Source organism: Tolypothrix tenuis PCC 7101, from assembly GCF_963874875.1.
Lineage (GTDB): Bacteria > Cyanobacteriota > Cyanobacteriia > Cyanobacteriales > Nostocaceae > Aulosira > Aulosira tenue.
Genome location: NZ_CAWNJS010000001.1, coordinates 4384721 through 4406931, shown reverse-complemented (window position 1 = coordinate 4406931; position 22211 = coordinate 4384721). Strand labels below are relative to the sequence as shown.

6 protein-coding genes and 2 pseudogenes are annotated in these 22211 nt (G+C 39.0%); all 8 read left to right on the top strand.

What is annotated here, in order from left to right:
- Positions 1 to 1023: a TauD/TfdA family dioxygenase gene (locus tag AACU25_RS17835; protein ID WP_096577827.1), complete on the top strand. Its 1023-nt coding sequence runs from the start codon at positions 1 to 3 to the stop codon at positions 1021 to 1023.
- A gap of 73 nt (positions 1024 to 1096) precedes the next feature.
- Positions 1097 to 5656: a non-ribosomal peptide synthetase gene (locus AACU25_RS17830; RefSeq protein WP_096577825.1), complete on the top strand. Its 4560-nt coding sequence runs from the start codon at positions 1097 to 1099 to the stop codon at positions 5654 to 5656.
- A gap of 11 nt (positions 5657 to 5667) precedes the next feature.
- A pseudogene (locus tag AACU25_RS37080) lies at positions 5668 to 13619 on the top strand (amino acid adenylation domain-containing protein); the annotation flags it as partial.
- Between the two features lie 56 nt (positions 13620 to 13675).
- Entirely contained in the window at positions 13676 to 18088 is a 4413-nt protein-coding gene (locus tag AACU25_RS17815) for a non-ribosomal peptide synthetase family protein (protein ID WP_096577819.1), read from the top strand.
- On the top strand, positions 18069 to 19481 hold the full coding sequence (locus AACU25_RS17810; protein ID WP_096577817.1) for an aspartate aminotransferase family protein: 1413 nt from the start codon (positions 18069 to 18071) through the stop codon (positions 19479 to 19481). The genes AACU25_RS17815 and AACU25_RS17810 overlap by 20 nt, the downstream gene beginning before the upstream one ends.
- 62 nt (positions 19482 to 19543) lie before the next feature.
- Positions 19544 to 20359 carry a cupin-like domain-containing protein gene (locus AACU25_RS17805; RefSeq protein WP_096577815.1) on the top strand — a complete coding sequence of 272 codons (816 nt, stop codon included), beginning with the start codon at positions 19544 to 19546 and terminating at the stop codon, positions 20357 to 20359.
- A gap of 115 nt (positions 20360 to 20474) precedes the next feature.
- Positions 20475 to 21803 carry an MFS transporter gene (locus AACU25_RS17800; protein ID WP_096577813.1) on the top strand — a complete coding sequence of 443 codons (1329 nt, stop codon included), beginning with the start codon at positions 20475 to 20477 and terminating at the stop codon, positions 21801 to 21803.
- 71 nt (positions 21804 to 21874) lie between these two features.
- Positions 21875 to 22207, top strand: a pseudogene (locus AACU25_RS17795) (hypothetical protein); the annotation flags it as partial.
- Positions 22208 to 22211 lie beyond the last annotated feature (4 nt).

Here is a 22211-nt window from a genome sequence, read left to right as displayed (position 1 = left end):
ATGAGAAACTTAGGAAATATCACTCGCAAAACTTTTACAATATCTCAAAATACTCTCATTGAAACAGAGCAACTACTACCAGAAAGTAGGATTCCTTTGGTAGTAAAACCTGCGATAGCTGGGGTCAATTTATTAGAATGGGCTGCCAGTAATCAAGAGATTATTGAAGCATTGCTGTTGAAGCATAGAGCTTTACTTTTCCGAAATTTTAATATAAATACAACAGCTTTATTCAATGAGTTTGTTAAATTAACCTCTAGCGGACAGTTGCTAGAATACCGCGATCGCTCTTCCCCAAGACATGAAGTTGGTGATAAAATATACACATCAACAGACTACCCTGCCGAGCAAAGTATTTTCTTACATAACGAGGGTACTTATTGGTTAACTTGGCCGTTAAAAATCTACTTTGGTTGTTTAATTGCAGCCCAACAAGGCGGGGAAACACCAATTGCAGACTGTCGCAATATTTTTGGGCGCATTCATCCCCAAATTCGGGAAAAATTTATTGAAAAAAAAGTCTTGTATGTCCGTAACTATAATGATGGTTTTGGGCTAACTTGGCAGACTGTATTTCAAACTAGAGATAAATTTGTAGTTGAAGAATATTGCCGAAAAAACAATATTGAATTTGAGTGGAAAACTGGGGATCGTTTGCGGACTCGTCAACTACGTCAAGCAGTCGCTAAACATCCCAAAACTGGTGAATTAGTGTGGTTTAATCATGCAACTTTCTTCCACATTTCCACTCTCGAACCTACTCTCAGAAATGCTTTATTAGCAGAGTTTAAGGAAGAGGATTTACCAAATAATACTTATTACGGTGATGGTTCACCAATTGAACCGGAAGTGTTAGCAGAATTACGCGCAGCTTATCAGCAAGAAATGGTTTTATTCCCTTGGGAAGCAGGGGATTTATTAATGTTAGATAATATGTCGGTTGCTCATGGTCGTTCGTCGTTTGAGGGGTCACGTAAGGTCGTGGTGGGGATGGCTGATCCGTTGACTAATTCTGCTTTTTAAACGCAGAGTGGTGCAAAGATTATGCAGACAGGGAAAGTAATTAAAAATAAAAGTTATTTAGAGGAATGTAGTTATGCAAATTATCAACAATACTTCGCCAACAGAAAATGTCGCAGGTTATCGACTTTCTCCACAGCAAGAGCGTTTATGGAAATTACAAGCGGTTACTCAAGATAATTCTTATGTTGCTCAGTGTGCTATTTCTATCGATGGTAATTTGGATGTAGAGATTCTCAAGCAATCTTTACAGGATGTTGTTAATCAACATGAAATACTGCGTACCAGTTTTCAATGTCTACCAGGGATGATGATTCCGTTACAGGTAATTGCTGAACATCAAGATATATCAATTATTTATGATGATTGGGCTAGTTATGCTGATGACGATAAAGAACGAAAATTAAATTTATTTTTGACTAGTGAGAGTTCTAAAAATTTAAATTTTACCGAAGTAGAGTTAATTAAATTTGCGCCTAATCATTATATATTGCTTGTAAGTTTGCCAGGGATGATAAATGATGCAGTTGGACTGCGTAATTTAGTACAGGAAATTAGCCGTTGCTATATAGCTAATAGCAATCATGAGGAATTATCTAATAAAGCATTGCAATACGCGGATATTGCAGAATGGCAACATGAATTACTCACAGCAGAAGATGCTAAATTAGGAAAAGCATACTGGCAACAACAAGAAATTTCTAATTGTTTTGATGCGAAGTTGCCTTTTGAGCAAAAATGCTTTGAGAATGTTGCAGTTTTTGAACCAAAATTTTGCAGGCTGGAATTAGATAAAAATTTTTCAGTTGATATTGAGAAAGTTTTGCAAAAACCAACTGATGATTTAAGTAATTTCTTATTAGCTTGCTGGCAAATTATCTTATGGCGGAATCTCGATCATCCTGACATAGTTGTTGCTAAATTATATGATGGTCGTAAGTATGAAGAGTTACAACCTGCTATTGGGTTATTTGCAAAATATTTACCAATAGCGTCTTCGTTACAGCCTGATTTATCATTTAACCAATTATGGGAAGAAGTTCAAAAAGCAGTTAGTCAAGGTCATCAATGGCAAGATTATTTTGATTGGCAAGATTTTAGTAAAAACTTGGGCGTTAATTGCTTTCCATATTGTTTTGAGTTTATAGAGCAAGCACAGCAAGTATCTGCCAATACAGTCACATTTAATTTATTAAAAGAGTATGTTTGTATTGACAAATTCAAACTTAAATTATCTTGTGTTCGCCAAGCAGATAATTTAATTGTTGATTTATGGTACGATAATAGTTTATTTACTTCAAAAGACATTCAACGTTTAATCTCGCAATTTCAGAAGCTATTATCTTGTGTAATTATTAATCCTGCTGCGGCGATTAGTGATTTAGAAATTTTAAGCGATCGCGAACTTGAACAACTACTATTTGAGTTTAACAATACCCAAGTTGATTACAATCAATCTCAATTAATTTATCAGCTATTTGAAGCGCAAGCAGAACGCACCCCAGATAATATTGCTGTGGTATTTGAAAACCAGCAATTAACCTACCGTGAATTAAATGAACAGGCTAATCAATTAGCTCATTACATACAGAAATTAGGTGTTCAACCAGAAGTATTAGTGGGGATTTGTGTAGAGCGTTCTTTATCAATAGCTATTGGTATTCTTGCTATTTTAAAAGCAGGTGGTGCTTATGTACCATTAGATCCAAACTATCCTTCAGAACGCTTAGAATTTATCCTGCAAGATACGCAAACGCCAGTATTATTAACTCAGCAATCTTTACTGCAAGATTTACCAGAAACTCAAGCCAGAATTATCTGCTTAGATAGTGACTGGGAAACAATAGCATTTGAGAGTCAAGATAATCCTGCGGTGGCGATGACATCTGCCAATTTAGCTTATGTTATCTATACTTCTGGCTCTACAGGTAAACCTAAAGGTGTACAAATCACTCATCAAAATTTAGTCAACTCCACACAGGCGCGGTTTAATTATTATCAAGAACCTGTAGGTGGTTTCTTATTGCTTTCTTCCTTTGCTTTTGATAGTTCCGTCGCTGGAATTTTCTGGACATTATGCTCTGGGGGAACTTTGGTATTCCCCCAAGTAGATGGAGAGCAAAATATATCATATTTACTCAATTTAATTAGCCAAAATCAGGTAACTCATTTATTAGGTTTACCTTCCTTATATAAGGTCATTTTAGAACAAGCAAGCCAACAAGAATTAAGTTCGTTGCGGAGTGCGATCGCGGCTGGTGAATCTTGTCCATTAGAATTGGTGAATCGTCACCTCGAAAAACTTCCCCAAGCAGACTTATTTAACGAATATGGCCCCACAGAAGCCACAGTTTGGAGTAGTGTTTATCATTGCTGTTCGCCAGAAATAGTTAATTCAGTTCCTATTGGAAGACCAATTGCAAACACCCAAATTTACTTACTTGACCGGAATTTACATCCTGTTCCTTTAGGTGTAGCTGGTGAAGTATATATAGGCGGCGATAATTTAGCTAGAGGTTATTTAAACCGTCCTGATTTAACAGCAGAACGTTTTATTCCCAATCCTTTTAACGAAGGTAGCCGTCTCTACAAAACAGGTGATTTAGCACGCTATTTACCAGATGGAAATATAGAATTTCTCGGTCGTATTGACCAGCAAGTAAAAATTCGGGGTTTCCGTATTGAATTAGGCGAAATTGAAACTGCATTAGCTCAACATCCAAGCATCCGGGAAAATTTAGTTATTGCTAGAGCAGAAAATTCAACTCAAAAACGTTTAGTAACTTATATAGTTCCCCAACCGGGACAAGTAGCTCCAACATTGAGCGAATTGCGCCATTTTTTGGCAGAAAAACTCCCAGAATATATGCTTCCTTCGGCTTTTGTACGTATCAACAATATACCCCAACTGCCTAATGGTAAAATTGACCTCAAAGCTTTGCCAGAACCAAAATTATCAGGAAATTTTGTGGCTCCTCGCACTGCTATAGAAAAGACATTAGCTGATATTTGGGCGCAAGTATTACGGCTAGAACAGGTTGGTGTTCAAGATAATTTTTTTGAATTAGGCGGCGATTCTATCCTGAGTATTCAGATTGTTGCAAGAGCTAATCAAGCGGGTTTACAACTCACACCTAAACAAGTTTTTGACCGCCCCACGATTGCAGAATTAGCATTGGTAGTTACTAAGAGCAAAAACATACCCGCAGCACCTGAATTAATCGCTGGTAAAGTACCATTGACACCGATTCAATATTGGTTCTTTGCTCAAAATCAACCCGATGCACATCATTGGAATCAATCTTTACTGTTAGAAATACAGCCAGGTAATGACATCAATTTGTGGGAGCAGTTAGTACAATATTTAGTTGAATATCATGATGCACTGCGGCTGCGGTTTCATCAGCAAGCATCTGGTTGGGAACAAATTATTTCTGCTGCGGAAGAAACAGCAATATTCACCCGCATAGATTTATCAGCGTTACCAGAAATTGAGCAGAAAATTGCTATTGAAAAAACAGCCACCGAATTGCAAGCCAGCCTCAATTTATCAGATGGGCCGTTAGTTAAATTTGCATTGTTTGAATTAGGTGCAAAAACTAGCGATCGCCTGTTAATTATCATCCACCACTTAGCTGTTGATGGTCTTTCTTGGCGCATTTTACTCGAAGATTTGCAAACAGCATATCAGCAGCTAAGTCAGGGTGAGGCGATACATTTACCACACAAGACAATTTCATTTTTAGAGTGGGCTTTTCGTTTGCAAGAATATGCTCAATCTGCAACTATCAAGCAAGAGTTAAATTATTGGTTGAAGCAACTAGAAAAACCAATCTCGCCCTTACCTGTAGACTATACAGAAGGGAAAAATACACTAGTTGAAACTCGTACTGTGACAGTTTCCCTCAACCAACAAGAAACCCAAGCTTTACTACAGGATATACATCAGGCTTATCACACCCAAATTAACGATGTGTTGCTGACAGCACTTGTACAAGCATTTGCAGAGTGGACAACAGAAAATTCCCTGCTGCTGGAACTGGAAGGACATGGACGAGAGGATATTTTTGCGGATGTGAACTTATCGCGGACTGTGGGTTGGTTTACTACCCATTTCCCAGTGCTGCTGAATTTAGTCAATGTTGCAGATTTGGGGAATGCTTTGAAGACTGTCAAAGAGCAACTCCGTGCAATCCCTAATCGCGGACTTGGTTATGGTGTACTGCGTTACCTCAGCGATGAGGGCGAAAAACTCCAAACCTTACCCCAAGCTGAGGTTCTGTTTAACTATTTAGGACAAACAGACCAAGTAATGTCCCAGTCTTCCCTATTTGCGCCTGCAAAAGAATCCGCAGGTTCAGGGCGGAGTTTGCGGGGTAATCGAGTTTATCTAATTGAAGTTGTAGCAATTGTTACGGGCGGAAAATTGCAAGTGAATTGGATTTACAGCAAAGCCATACATCAGCAAGCCACAGTGGAAAAATTGGCGAATAGTTTTATTCAAGCATTGCGATCGCTCATTATTCATTGCCAATCTCCTGAAACTGCTGGTTTTACCCCTTCAGATTTCCCCCAAGCCAAGTTGAATCAACAAGACTTGGATAAATTGTTGGCAAAATTCAACCAAAAAGCTTAGGAGACAAATCAATGAATACAGTTAATATCGAAAATATCTACGAACTTTCCCCCGTCCAACAAGGTATTCTTTTTCACAGCTTGTATGAATCCGAATTTGGTGCTTATTTTGTACAGTTGAGCTATGGCTTAAGGGGAATGCTCAATATTGCGGCTTTTGAACAAGCTTGGGAAAGAGTCGTGGCTCACCACTCACCTTTGCGTACTAGTTTTCACTGGGAAGGACTTGATAAACCGCTACAAGTTGTCAATAAAAAAGTCCAATTACCTCTACGAAAATTAGATTGGCGGGGGATAGATCCAGAAGAACAGCAAGCGAAATTCCAGGCTTGGTTGTTGAGCGATCGCCAATTGGGTTTTAATTTATCTGATGAATCTCTATTGCGTCTGACTTTAATTCGTTTGGGTGAGGAACATTACCACTTCGTTTGGAGTTCTCACCACATTATCCTTGATGGCTGGTCAGGAGCGTTAGTATTCAAAGATTTTGCTTTAGTTTACGAAGCGTTGTGTCAGGGTGAAGAAATTACCTTACCATTTGGCGATCGCTTCGCTGAGTATATTGCTTGGTTACAACAGCAAGACTTATCTCAAGCTGAGGCTTTTTGGCGACAAACACTTAAAGGAGTCACAGCACCCACTTGTTTAACTCATCTCCAAGTTCACAGTTTGTCGGCTCAACCAGAAAAGTATATTGAACAAAGTTTCAAACTCTCACCTGTAACAACAACCGCCCTCAAATCTTGGGCAAAACAGCATCAACTAACCCTCAACACCATAGTTCAGGGGGCTTGGGCTTTACTTCTGAGCCGCTACAGTGGTGAGAATGAGGTAGTGTATGGTGTGACAGTTTCCGGTCGTCCAGTAGAACTACCAAAAGCCGAGTCAATGGTAGGAATATTCATTAATACCCTACCTTTACGGGTGAAGTTGGACGCAGAAATGTCGTTACTTTCTTGGCTAGGAAAGTTACAGCATCAATTATTAGAAATCCGACAATATGAATATACTCCACTGGTAGAAATTCAAGGTTGGAGTGAAATACCGCGAGGTTTACCTTTATTTGAAAGCATTGTGGTATTTGAAAATTATCCGGTAGATCAGGCGTTGTCTGATTGGCGAAAAAATTTAGAAATTGAGACTCTCAGCGCCGTTGACTACACCAGTTATCCCCTAACTATTAGCGTTATTCCTGGGTCTGAGTTAGAAATTAGAATTGCTGGGGATAGCACTCGTTTTGATACTGCTACCATTACGCGAATGTTAGGTCATTTCCAAACATTGCTGTCAGGAATGGCGGTTAATCCAGAGGTGCGCCTTCACGAACTACCAATCTTAACCGCAGCCGAGAAACATCAACTACTAGTAGAGTGGAATCAAACCCAGCTAGAGTTTCCTCAGCAATGTATACATCAACTATTTGAAGCACAGGTAGAGAAAACACCTGATGCAGTAGCTGTAGTATTTGCAGAACAAAGTCTTACCTATCAACAACTAAATCAACGTGCGAATCAGTTAGCACGCTACTTACAAAAATTAGGTGTAGGTGCAGAAGTCTTAGTAGGGATTGGTGTAGAACGCAGCCTGGAAATTGCGATCGCAGTTTTAGGTGTACTCAAAGCTGGTGGTGCATACATACCCCTAGATCCAGACCAACCTGCACAGCGCCTAAGTTACATGGTGCAAGATGCAAATTGTCAGGTACTAATAACTCAAAAACATTTAGTCGATGCACTTCCAGCTTATCAAGGTGAAGTAGTTTGTTTAGATGCAGATTGGGCGTTCATTGCTCAAGAATCAGAGTTAAATTTACTCAACAAAGTTACACCCGAAAATTTAGCATATCTCATCTATACCTCTGGTTCTACTGGTCAAGCAAAGGGTGTGATGGTGAACCATAGCAGCCTTGTCAATGCATATTATAGCTGGGAGCAAGCTTATCAACTGCCATCTTTAACTTGTCACCTGCAAATGGCTAATTTCTCCTTCGATGTTTTTGCAGGCGATTTCATTCGGGCTTTATGTTCTGGTGCCAAATTAGTTATTTGTCCGCGTGAATTCCTACTAGAACCGGAAAAATTATATGCCTTGATGTGCCAACAAAAAGTTGACTGTGCTGAATTTGTACCAGTAGTTTTAAATAACCTGATCCAGTATTTAGAAAAGAGCCAACAGAGCCTAGATTTTATGCAACTGCTCATCTGCGGTTCTGATAGTTGGTATGGTGGTGAGTACAAAAAAAATAAATCATTTATCGGTAAACAAACAAGACTAATTAATTCTTTTGGATTAACTGAAACCACAATTGATAGTTCTTATTACGAAAGTTCTAGCACAAATTTATCAACAGAACAGTTAGTACCCATTGGCAGACCATTTGCCAACACCCAAATTTACATTTTAGATTCTTATTTACAGCCAGTACCGATTGGCGTTTGTGGAGAACTTTATATTGCTGGTGAGGGTTTAGCTAGAGGTTATCATAACCGCCCAGAGTTAACTGCCCAAAAATTTATACCTAATAAATTTAGTCATCACCCAGGCGCAAGTTTGTACAAAACTGGTGATTTAGCGCGCTATTTACCTGATGGTAATATTGCTTTTGTTGGTCGAGCAGATAATCAAGTTAAAATTCGGGGATTTCGGATTGAACTGGGAGAAATTGAAGCAGTACTTAGCCAACATCCGGCTGTGGCAAAAGCTGTAGTTATCGCTAGAGAAGATGAACCGAAAAATAAACGCTTGGTAGCTTATGTAATTCAAAATTCATCATTTCCTTCATTGGAAATTTCACAGCTTTGTGATTTTCTCAAACCAAAGCTGCCGCAATATATGATTCCCTCTGCTTTTGTATTTCTGCCAAAATTACCACTTTTACCAAATGGTAAAGTAGATAGGCGGTCACTACCCAAACCTGACACAAACATAGTCACTTTTCCAGATAGTTTTGTACCTCCTCGTAACGCTATTGAAGAAGTATTGATAGGCATTTGGGCGAAAATTCTTCGGGTTGAGCGAGTTGGCATTTACGACAACTTTTTTGACTTAGGTGGACACTCCTTGTTAGCAACTCAAGTTATCTCCCGCATTCGAGAAACTTTTAAATTAGACATACCTCTGCGTTGTTTGTTTGAATCACCCACAGTAGCGGAATTATCCCAAAAACTAATTGCTTATGAATCTAAACCAGGAATGACGGCAAAGATAGCACAAATCGTTAAACAGCTAGAGGGGATGTCTGCGGAAGAGGCACAACAAGCACTTGAAAACCGGAAAGCAGCTAAACAGGTGAGGGTATGATGGACGCACAAAAACTAGAACTACTTGCTTATTTGCTCGAAGAGGAAGGAATCACATCTCCCGAAATGCCAACGATTTCTGTGAGGGAGAGTTCGGAGAAGTTACCACTATCTTTTGCCCAACAACGTTTGTGGTTTCTTAATCAGTTAGAACCAGATAGCCCTTTTTATAATATTTCTGCTGCTTTACGTTTGAATGGTGTACTTAATATCGCCGCACTGGAACAGAGTTTTAACGCCATCATCCAGCGTCACGAGATTTTACGAACTACATTTAATGTTCTGGATGGCGAAGCAATTCAAATAATTCATCCCCAACAAAAGCTGACGATTAAGTTAATTGATTTGACAGCTTTACCAGCCGAAATGCGAGAAAATGAGGCACAAAAGTTAGCAAATCAGGAAGCTGCACAACCTTTTGATTTAACAACTGGGCCATTAGTCAGAAGCACTTTGCTACGTCTTTCTGAAGCAGAACATATTTTATTGTTTACCATGCACCACATTGTTAGTGATGGTTGGTCAACAGATATATTGGTGCGGGAAGTTGCAATCCTTTACGAAAGTTACTTTAGTGGCAAACCTTCTGTTCTGCCAGAATTGCCTATTCAGTATGCTAACTATGCTGTTTGGCAGCGACAATGGTTACAAGGTGAAGTGCTGACAACTCATCTAGAATACTGGAAACAGCAATTAGGAGACAACCTACCAGTTTTAGAGTTACCCACCGACCGATCGCGGCCCCATGTCCAAAGTTACCGAGGGGCTGTACAATCTTTCCAATTACCGCAGGATGTGACTGTTGATCTCAAAAATTTGAGTCAGCAGGAAGGCTGCACCCTGTTTATGACTTTGTTAGCAGCTTTCAAAGTGCTGCTATATCGCTACACGGGTAATGGAGATATTGTAGTTGGTTCACCAATTGCTAACCGCGATCGCTCGGAAATAGAAGGGCTAATTGGCTTTTTTGTCAATACATTGGTGTTACGGACTAACTTATCAGATAACCCCACGTTCCGAGAACTGCTAGGTAGAGTGCGCGAAGTTACATTAGGAGCCTACGACCACCAAGATTTACCTTTTGATTTGTTGGTGGAAGAACTTAAGCCCCAGCGTGATTTGAGCCATACACCGCTATTTCAAGTGATGTTTGTGCTTCAGAATGCGCCAATGTCGGCAGTGGAGTTATCAGGCTTAACTTTACAGACTTTGCCAAGTGAAACTAGCACCGCTAAGTTTGATTTGACTTTGTTAATGGAGGAAACTGAGTCAGGAATCAGGGGTGGGTTAGAATACAATACTGATTTGTTTGATGCTGCCACTATTACCCGGATGGGAGAGCATTTACAGACATTGCTTGCGGGTATTGTTGCCAATCCTGACCAACAAATAGCACAACTGCCCTTACTAACGGCAAATGAGCAACATCAGTTGTTGGCTTGGAATCACACTCAGGCAGAATATAGCTTCAACAAGTGCATTCATGAGTTATTTGAAAAACAGGTAGAAAAAACACCGGATGCTGTAGCAGTAATCTTTGCAGATCAACAATTAACCTATCGTCAGTTAAATAGCAAAGCCAATCAACTCGCAAACTATTTGCAAAACTTAGGTGTAGGTTCTGATAGCTTGGTGGGGATTTGCGTAGAACGTTCTCTAGAAATGGTCGTAGGACTGTTGGGGGTTCTCAAAGCAGGTGGCGCTTATGTACCCCTTGACCCAGCTTATCCTGTAGAACGCTTGGCATTCATGCTTGCTGATGCAGATGTATCGGTATTACTAACTCAAAAACATTTACAGGATATATTGCCGCAAACAGAGGCGCAGATAGTCTGCTTAAACCAAGATTGGAATATCATTGCTCAACACAGTAGCGAAACCCCAAACAGCCAAGTTCAACCCCAAAACTTAGCCTATGTAATTTACACCTCCGGTTCCACAGGACAACCCAAAGGTGTGATGATTCCCCACCGCGCCATCTGCAATCATATGCTGTGGATGCAGTCAGAATTTCCCCTCACAGCGTCAGACAGGGTGCTGCAAAAAACACCGTTTAGTTTTGACGCTTCGGTTTGGGAATTCTATGCACCTTTGTTAGCTGGAGGGTGCTTGATTTTAGCCCAACCCGGTGGACATCAAGATAATGCTTATCTTCTAGATTTGATTACACAACAGCAGGTAAGTATTGTACAGTTCGTACCTTCACAGTTGCGATCGCTCTTAGCAGAACCAAAAATATACAACTGCCATAGCCTACGGCGAGTATTTTGTGGTGGAGAAATATTAGCAAGTGATTTACAGGAAAGCTTTTTCAGCATTTTACCCAGTATTGAACTCTGTAATTTATACGGCCCAACAGAGGCAACAATTGATACAACATATTGGCGATGTCAGCCAGGATATGAGCAAAATGTAGTACCGATTGGGAAGGCGATCGCAAATACCCAAGTATACATCTTAGACTCTTATCTCCAACCTGTTCCTATCGGTGTACCTGGTGAAATTTACATTACTGGCGCAGGTTTAGCGCGGGGTTATCTCAACCGTCCAGATTTGACAGATGAAAAATTTATTCCAAATCCCTTTCTTCCGGGGACAAAGTTATACAAAACAGGTGATTTAGCTTGTTATCTTCCAGATGGAAATATAGAGTTTATTGAACGCATTGATGGACAAGTAAAGCTAAGGGGTTTCCGGATTGAACTAGGAGAAATAGAAAGCCAATTAACCAAGCACCTACAAGTCAAACAAGCTGTAGTTTTAGTTTGGGAAGATGTACCAGGAGAAAAACGCTTAGTAGCTTATATTATTCCTAGTCAGGAACAGTCACCTACAGTTAGTGAGCTGCGGAGTTTCTTGAAACAAACTCTCCCTGACTACATGGTGCCATCAATTTTTATTACATTAAATACCCTATCATTTTTACCCAATGGCAAAGTAGACCGCAAAGCACTACCAGCACCAGACACCGCTAGACCTGATTTACAAGCTCTGTTTGCAACACCACGCACTCCTGTTGAAGAAACCCTCGTGCAAATTTGGTCTGAAGTTTTGCGGTTAGAAAATGTTGGGATTAACGACAACTTTTTTGAATTAGGTGGAGATTCTATTCTCAGCCTGCAAATGATTGCTAAAGCTAATCAAGCAGGTTTACAACTCACTCCTAAACAGATATTTGAATATCAAACCATTGCTGATTTAGCATTGGTAGCTGTTCCTAAGACAAACATTATTAACGAACAAGGAATTATTACAGGTTCTTTGGCTCTCACTCCTATTCAACATTGGTTTTTTGAACAAGAATTGCTTGATTCCCACCATTGGAATCAGGCGGTAATGTTGGCAGTAGATTCGAGTTGTGACCCAATTTTATTAGAACAGGTTATACAGCAATTACTGATTCATCATGATGCTTTACGCTTGCAGTTTGTACAAACTACATCCGGTTTGCAATCAAGCATTAATGCACCTGAAAAAATCACGCCTTTTACTATCGTTGATTTATCAAATTTATCTGAACCTGAACAGAGACAGACTCTAGAAATGAAAGCTAATGCACTCCAAGCTAGCCTGAATTTATCTCAGGGAAAATTAGTGCAAGTTGCATTATTTAAATTGGGAGAAAATCAACCTTATCGCCTGTTAATTATTATTCATCATTTAGCAGTTGATGGAGTTTCTTGGCGAATATTACTAGAAGATTTACAAACAGCATATCAACAACTGCTTCAGAGTCAAGAAATCAAACTACCAGCCAAAACAACTTCGATAAAAAGTTGGGCTGAAAAACTGCAAGAATATACTAATTTAGCAGATGTTAAATCAGAAATTAATTATTGGTTGAGTCAGCATTATCAAAATATTTCTCCTTTACCTGTTGACTTTACCAACGGAGAAAATACTGTTGCTTCAGCCTGTACAGTTTCAGTTAGTCTCTCTCCAGCAGAAACGACATCTTTATTATATGAAGTACCGATAGCTTATCAAACTCAAATCAATGATATTTTGCTAACTGCTCTTGTCCAAACTTTTCAAAAATGGACTGGTAATAGTTCCCTCTTAGTTAATTTGGAAGGTCACGGAAGAGAAGATATTTTAGAAAACGTTGATTTATCCCGTACTGTTGGCTGGTTTACTACTATATTTCCAGTTTTATTGGATATTACAGCAGCTTTTGACCCTGGAGAAGCATTAAAAACAATAAAAGAACAACTACGCAGTATTCCCCAGAAAGGAATTAACTATGGCGTACTACGTTATCTCAGCGAACAATCAATTGCGGAAAAATTGCAAGCTTTACCCCAACCAGAGGTGACATTTAATTATTTAGGTCAATTTGACCAAGTAATTTCTGAAACCTCCATTTTTCAACCTGCGACGGAATCAACGGGAGCAACCCAAAGTTCTAGAGGAAAGCGTAACTGTTTGCTAGAGGTGAATGGATTAATTGTCGGAGGACAGTTGCGGCTGGATTGGACTTACAGCAAAGCATTACATGAATTAGCAACAGTAGAAAAACTAGCTCAAGGATACATTGAAGCATTGCGATCGCTCATTGTCCACTGTCAGTCTCCCAACGCTGGTGGGTTCACTCCTTCAGATTTCCCCCAGATGCAATTTAGTCAACAAGAATTAGATGAATTAATGGCAGAAATCGAATTATAGTTTTTGTCAACGCAGAGGTTTTTTAAAAGAACTTATTATCAATCAGGTAACTATTAATGAACAAGAAAAATATTGAAAATATTTATCCACTTTCACCTACGCAGCAAGGTATACTCTTTCATACCCTGTACGCCCCCGAATCAGGGGTTTATGTGGTTCAAAGTTGTTATACCTTTAGTAAAAGCCTAAACATTGCAGCTTTTAAGCAAGCTTGGCAACAAGTTATCAATCAGCATCCTATTTTACGCACATCTTTTTACTGGAAGCAGCATAAAGAGCCATTTCAAGTAGTCAATAGAAATATAGAGTTACCTTGGCAACAACAAGACTGGCAAGCATTCCCCGTATCTGAACAACAAGAACAACTAGAAGCGTTTTTACAAGTTGACCGTCAGCAAGGGTTTGATGTTTCTCAAGCACCCCTAATGCGCTTGACCCTGATACAGATAGCCCAAGCAACTTATCATTTTATTTGGAGTAGCCACCATCTCATTTTAGATGGCTGGTCTGGGGCTTTAGTACTTCAGCAAGTATTCCAGGCTTATGAAGCACTATGTCATGGGCAAGTTGTAGCGTTACCACGTTCTCGCCCTTATGCAGACTATATTGCTTGGCTAACACAGCAGGATTTAACTAAAGCAGAAGCATTTTGGCACAAAGTTCTGCAAGGTTTTACTGCACCGACACAGCTGCGAGTAAGTGGTTCTGCAAATACCGCAACAGGATATGATGAGCAGTCACTCAAGCTATCACCAGCCACAACTGCTGCACTACAATCTTTAGCACGACAGCACAAGCTTACAGTAAATACTTTAGTACAGGGAGCTTGGGCTATACTCCTCAGCCGTTATAGTGGAGAGGAAGATGTTGTTTTTGGCGCGACTTCTGCGGGTCGTCCACCTGCATTAGTTGGTTCTGATGCAATGGTGGGGCTGTTTATTAACACCTTGCCAGTGCGGGTGCAGGTTTCTGGGGATGAGTTGTTGATTCCTTGGCTGCAAAAACTCCAGGCGCAACAGGTAGAAGCGCAGCAGTATGAATACAGCCCCTTAGTGCAAGTTCAGGGATGGAGTGAAGTTCCTAGAGATTTGCCTTTGTTCGAGAGTATTTTGGTATTTGAAAACTACCCTGTAGACGCTTCTTTAAAAGCATGGGCTACAGAAATGCAGATTCATAATGTGCGGTCTGTGGAAACGACAAACTATCCCATCACAATTAAAGCAGGGGTAGGTACAGAATTAGCGTTAGAGATTGTGAGCGATGGCGAAACGCCCAGCATAGCTGATCGCTCTCGCTTTGATACAGTCACCATCACCCGAATGCTAGGGCATCTGCAAACATTATTAGAGGGTATGGTTGCTCATCCTCACCAATCTCTATCTGCATTACCTTTATTAACAGCAGCCGAAATCCATCAACAATTAATCGAATGGAATAATACCCAAACACATTATCCCAAACACAAGTGCATCCATCAATTATTTGAAGAACAGGTAGAAAAAACACCGGATGCGGTGGCGGTAGTATTTGCAGAACAGCAATTAACTTATCAAGAATTAAATCAGCGTGCCAATCAGTTAGCACATTATCTCAGAAAACTAAATATCAAAGCAGAAGTTCCAGTTGCTATTTGCTTAGAACGTTCCTTAGAAATGGTGATTGCTATACTAGCCATTCTCAAAGTTGGAGGTGCTTATGTACCATTAGATCCAACATATCCATCAGAACGTTTAGCCTGGATGCTGGAAGATATACAGACACCAGTATTATTAACCCAAAACAAGTTATTAACAAAATTATTCCAATTCTCGGTTAAAGTTATTTGCTTGGATCAAGAAGAAGATACTATTAGCCAAGAGAGTAATATTAATCTGCTCACTGAAATTACTCCTCAGAATTTAGCATATATGATGTACACTTCCGGTTCAACCGGAACGCCTAAAGGTGTGAGCATCATTCATCAAGGTGTAGTCAGGCTCGTGAAAGAAACTACTTACGCTAACTTGAATGCACAAGAAGTATTCTTGCAAGCTGCGCCTATTTCCTTCGATGCAGCCACCTTTGAAATTTGGGGTAGCTTATTAAATGGTGGAAAGCTAGTTTTATTCCCCGGTGACAGTACAAATTTATTGGCAGATTTAGGAAAAGTTCTGCAACAATATCAAGTTTCAACTTTATGGCTGACTGCTAGTTTATTTCACCTAATTGTAGATGAACAACTAGAAGATTTAAAGCAAGTACGACAACTTTTAGCTGGTGGTGATGTTTTATCTGTGACCCATGTACAGAAGTTTTTAAAAGCATATTCAGACTGTCAGCTAATTAATGGTTATGGCCCAACAGAAAATACTACATTTACCTGTTGCTATCCTATTACTGCTGATAGCCAGATAGAAAATTCTGTTCCTATTGGTCGTCCTATTGCCAACACCCAGATTTACATATTAGATAATAATTTGCAACTCGTTCCTGTTGGTATTCCTGGTGAATTATATATTGGTGGAGACGGTTTAGCGCGGCATTACTATAATCGTCCAGATTTAACAGCTAGTAAATTTATCCCTAATCCTTACAGTAAAATACCTGACTCATATCTCTATAAAACAGGAGATTTAGTTTGCTATTTGGAAGACGGTAATATTGAATTTTTGGGACGCATTGACCAACAAGTAAAAATTAGAGGTTTTCGGATTGAGCTAGGGGAAATAGAAGCAGTTATTTCTCAACATCCTGCTGTACGCCAAGCAGTTGTAAACATACAACAAGATAATAGCGGTAATAAGTTTTTAGTAGCTTACTTTGTTCCAAAAACAGCATCAACAATTACAGTCAGTGACTTGCGTTGCTTTTTACAAAATCAGCTACCTGAGTATATGTTACCTACAGGATTTGTGCCATTAGAAACATTACCATTAAATACTAATGGCAAAGTTAACCGTAAACTCTTACCAGTATTTGCAGCGTCTCATTCAAAGCTAGAAAAAGTTTATGTAGCTCCACGTAATATACAAGAAGAACAACTCACACAAATTTGGGCAGAAGTCCTTGGTTTGGAACGAGTAGGAATCTATGATGACTTCTTTGAGTTGGGGGGTCATTCCTTATTAATTATGCGCTTATTTGCTCGTATTCGCCAAGTTTTTCAAGTAGATTTGCCCTTACAAACGCTATTTGATGCACCCACAGTAGCAACTCTTATTGAGAGGTTAGAAACTGTAAATATTCATCATCCTACCTTTAATTTTAAAGCCGATGCTGTGCTTGATCCAGCAATCAATTGTGAAAGTAAAAAAATTGAAGAGATAACTAATCCTGCTTGTATATTTTTAACAGGAGCTACAGGTTTCTTAGGTGCTTTTCTACTAGATGAACTACTCCAACAAACGCAAGCAGATATTTATTGCTTGGTTCGTGCTGCTAATGCAGAGGAAGGAAAGCAAAAACTACGCCGCGCTCTAGAATCATACTTCATTTGGAATGAATCTCAAAGTTATAGAATTATTCCAGTTGTAGGTGATTTATCTCAACCGCTTTTAGGACTTTCGCAATTACAATTTACAGCAATAGCCAAGAAAATTGATGTTATCTATCACAATGGTGCATGGGTGCATCATGCTTCACCATACTCCACACTCAAAGCTGCTAATGTGCTGGGAACACAGGAAGTTTTAAGGTTAGCCAGCGAAATAAAAATTAAACCTGTACATTTCATTTCTACTATTAGCGTTTTTTCTCCAACTACAGGTACTGGAGTTAAGTTAGTTAGCGAAGAATCTCACCTAGATGATTATCCAATACCAGAAGGTGGTTACACTCAAAGTAAATGGGTAGCAGAAAAGTTAATTAATATTGCGCGCGATCGCGGCTTACCAATTTCCATTTACAGACCAGGAAGAATATCAGGACATAGCAAGACAGGTGCATTTAATCCCAATGACTTTTTCTACAGATTACTGATAGGATGCGTCCAACTAGGTAGCGTTCCCAAACAAGAATTTTTCGATAGTTTAGCACCTGTAGATTATGTCAGCAAAGCTATTGTTTATTTATCTAGACAAAAAGAATCTTTAAACAATACTTTTCACGTACTAAATCCACAGCTTCTTAACTTGAAGATATTGTTTAATGTAGTTCGCTCTTTTGGATATCCACTGCAACAATTATCTGAGGAGCAATGGCAAAAAGAATTAATAAAAATTGCTGATAATTTTCCGGATCATCCTTTATATCCTTTAATTCCCTTATTTACTCTCACAAAGAGTAGTGAATCAGCATCAATACCTGAAAATTCCAACTTTGTAGCTCTTGAATTTGATTGTAGCAACACACAAAGAGGACTCATAGATACTTCTATTGTTTGTCCAACCACAGATGAGAAGCTACTTGCTACATATTTTTCTCACCTAGTTCGTCATAATTTTGTTTCTGTTCCCAACGCAACTGAAATATATGCAAAAAATAATTTCTAAATTACAGCAACCTCATAGCTCACCAGAGGATGTACAAAAAAATTATTTACAGCAATTCATCAATGACTACAACCAACTTACCAAAACATCTAAACAACTGACACAGAATTATCGTTTTACCTTAGCTGATAGTCGAGTTCCCGCAGGATTCAACTTAGCACTAAAAGAAATGTGCTATCCCATTGTGGCAAAAAAATCCTGTGGTTCCAGAATTTGGGATGTTGATGGTAATGAATATGTAGATGTAACAATGGGATTTGGCATAAATCTGTTTGGTCACAATCCATCTTTTGTGAAAACAGCGTTAATAGAACAGTTAGAACAAGGTATCCAACTTGGCCCTCAAACAGAATTAGCTGGGGAAGTTGCTGAGTTAATCGCTGAAATGACTGGAATGGAACGAGTGGCTTTTAGCAATACAGGTACGGAAGCTGTGATGTCAGCTATTCGTATTGCCAGAGCCGCTACAAACCGCAATAAAATAGCAATATTCTCTGGTTCATATCACGGTCATTCTGATGCTACTTTAGTTGATAATAAAGAAATTAATGGCAGTTTACAAATACTACCAACAGTTTCAGGTGTTCCCCCTAAAATTGCTGAAGATGTTTTAGTTCTGGATTATGGTAATCCTCAATCATTAGCATTAATAGAAACTTATAAACATGAATTAGCTGCTGTTTTAGTTGAACCTGTACAAACTAGTCGTGTTGATTTACAACCACAAGAATTTCTTCATCAACTTAGACAATTAACAACAGAATTAGATATTGCCTTAATTTTTGATGAAATGGTCACAGGTTTCCGAATTCATCCAGGTGGCGCACAAGCATGGTTTGGTGTTAAAGCAGATATAGCTACTTATGGAAAAATTGTTGGTGGCGGTTTACCTATAGGTGTTATCGCTGGTAAAGCTGCCTATATGGATAAAATTGATGGTGGGATGTGGCACTATGGTGATGCTTCCTTCCCTAAGATAGAAACAACATTATTTGCAGGGACACATTGTAAGCATCCTTTATCTTTAGCTGCTGCAAAAGCTGTGTTGAAGTATCTCAAAACTCAAGGTGCTACGTTGCAATCAAATTTAAATCAACGCACAGCAGGGTTTGTTAATACTTTAAATGCCTACTTTGAAGCTGAAAAAATACCCGTGAAGATGATTAATTTTGGCTCATTATTTGGCCCTGCTACTTCTGGAAATACTACGAACTCCGAACAATCTCTACCACTGGGTTTAAGTTTGTTAACTTATCATTTAATCAAGCGAGGATTTTTGAGCCGAGGTGGTAGTGGCTTCTTATCAACAGCGCATACAGATGAAGATATTAATTACATAATTCAAGCTGTGAAAAATAGTATCAATGACTTGCGCTCAGGATATTTTTTGTAGAATTGCGTGCCAATTATTCCAGCGCGATCGCCTGCAAAATTCACTCACAAAATTCTAATAATATGCAACTTCAACCTATAGAACGCATTGAAAAACCGACAGTAGAACAACTCCAGCAAGAGTTTGTATTACAAGACAAGCCAGTAATTATCTCTGGTGTTGCCAATGAGTGGCCAGCTTGTTTTTTGTGGAACCCGGACACCTTCAAAAGTATGTTTGCAAATGTACTTGTTCCCGTGAGATGCAGCGATAATGAACTTGATGTATTTTTCGGGAAATCAACAGCACTAACAGAAATATCAGTTGCTGATTATATAGATAGTATTGAATCACTCAATACAGATACTCAACGTCCATCATATCTTGGCAATCTTTCTTTAACTTCGCCCCAAGCTCAAGAATATTTTGACCAGTTAAAGCCGCATTTTAGTTTTCCTAACTATTTTCCTGAAAATAGCGGCTTTGATGTTCGTATCTGGATAGGAGCAGCTAATCAAAAATCAACGATCCATAACGACCCAGACCATAACTTTAATGCTCAAATATTCGGTAAAAAAGTATTTTTATTATTTGCACCCGAAGAACAAGAAAAACTTTATGTCAAAAAAATTGATGACGAGCTTTGGTCAAGTCCTATCGATCCACAGCAACCAAACTTAGAAATATTTCCCAAGTTTAGCGAAATTCATGGATTAGAAGCTGTTCTGAATCCAGGTGATATACTATTTATCCCTGCTTTTTGGTGGCATCAAGCATTATCTCTTACCACTACTATTAATATTAATATGTGGTTATATACCCAGAAAATATGCAATGTTTGGGAAGAACATCCTGCTTTTAATAGTAATTTATCCCAAATTAATAATTATTTGGGATAATTAGTCTAAATAAATTATCAAATATATCTATATTACTTATTTTTGAGTGACACAATAAGTAAAAAGATGGTTTAAAAATGGCAAATTTATATGTCATTTTTTTAGGAGCTTAACTTTGAAATCAGAAAATTTCTATCAACCAAACTTCCGCACATTTCTTCTCATTTGGAGTACTCAAGTGCTATCAATGCTTGGCTCCGAAATGACTGACTTTGCCATTACACTCTGGGCATGGAATATTACAGGTCAAGCAACTTCATTATCATTAATCATCTTTTTTAACCAATTACCTAGATTAATTACTACTCTATTTGCTGGGATAATTGTTGACCGTTATAATCGCAAACTCTTGATGATTTTGGGAGATGCAGCATCGGGTATTTCTACGATTATTATATTTCTACTTTATCTAACTAATCACTTAGAAATTTGGCATATATACGCCTCTGCTGTCATCCTAGGCCCCTTTCGTCACTTGCAATATTTTGCATTTTCAACTTCAATTTCTCTGGTTGTGCCAAAACAGCATTACACTAGGGCTGTGGTGATGAGTGAACACATAGGACAATTTAGCTCAAATATCATAGCCCCAAGCCTAGCTGGGGGCTTCTATTACCTAATTGGACTCCAAGGTATTTTATCATTTGATATAGTTACATTTATTTTGGCGATCGCTACCATCTGCATTGTACATATACCCCAACCTGTACCAAGTGAAATCGATGTAAAAAAGGTAAAAATTTGGCAAGATTTGACGTTTGGTTTACGCTACATTATTCAAAGTAATGGGTTACTGAATCTTCTATTATTCCTATTCGTTTTTCACTCAATTGATTCTATTTTATTTGGCATACATTCGTCTTTCCTTTTGGCGCGTAGTGGTAGCAATCCCACAGTGTTTGCCAGCATTCAATCTGTTATTGGTTTAGGTGGTCTAGTTGGTGCTTTATGGCTGAGTATCTGGGGAGGCTTTAAACGCCGCATTCATGGTTTATTACTAGGCATCATATTGCACTACAGCATAATGATGGTTTTTAGCTTGGCAAATTTACCTTCAATTTGGATGATTACAGGGTTTTTATCCTCTGTATTTTGGGTGTGGATATCTAGTTCAAATCAAGTAATATGGCTATCTAAAGTACCACCTAATCTGCAAGGTCGAGTTTTCGCTACTCGCTATCTATTCACTCTCATAGCTTCACCTCTGGGACTATTAATTGCTGGGCCTTTAGCAGATAATTTTTTCCGCCCAGCAATGATGCCTGAAGGTATACTAGCACCTATATTTGGCAGCTTATTCGGTAATAGTTCAAGTTCAGGAATGGCACTCCAATATACTCTGTTTTCTTTCTTGGGCGTACTTCTAGGTTTTGCTGGATATACCTGGCGCAGTCTGCGAAATGTAGAAAGGATTGTACCTGACTATGATGCTGGAGAGTGTTGACACTCTCCGCCTTAAAAGTGCGGATATTCCCGAATTTCAGGCAATTGGGGCTTCAGTAGACCAGGTGTTGCAGCGATCGCACTTGGTCAGATATCCGCGATATCTCTGCATTCCACACCACAAAACCAACACAAGCCCAAATACCTACACCTCCACAGGTAAGGGACTTCCAAATAAAAAAATATCCCAGTATTTATTGTGGGGTGGACATCTTGTCCGCCCAGTTTATGTGGCGGGCAAGATGCCCGCCCCACAAGATGGAATAATTTATTTCTTGGAAATCCCTAATTGTCCAAGCAACTTCTTGGAGACGTAACGCCAACAGCAAAATTGAGTTGGTTGCAGATCAATCACCTTTGCAGATGCAATCAGCTTTAACCTGTGCGGCTGTAGCCGGAAACTAATGTT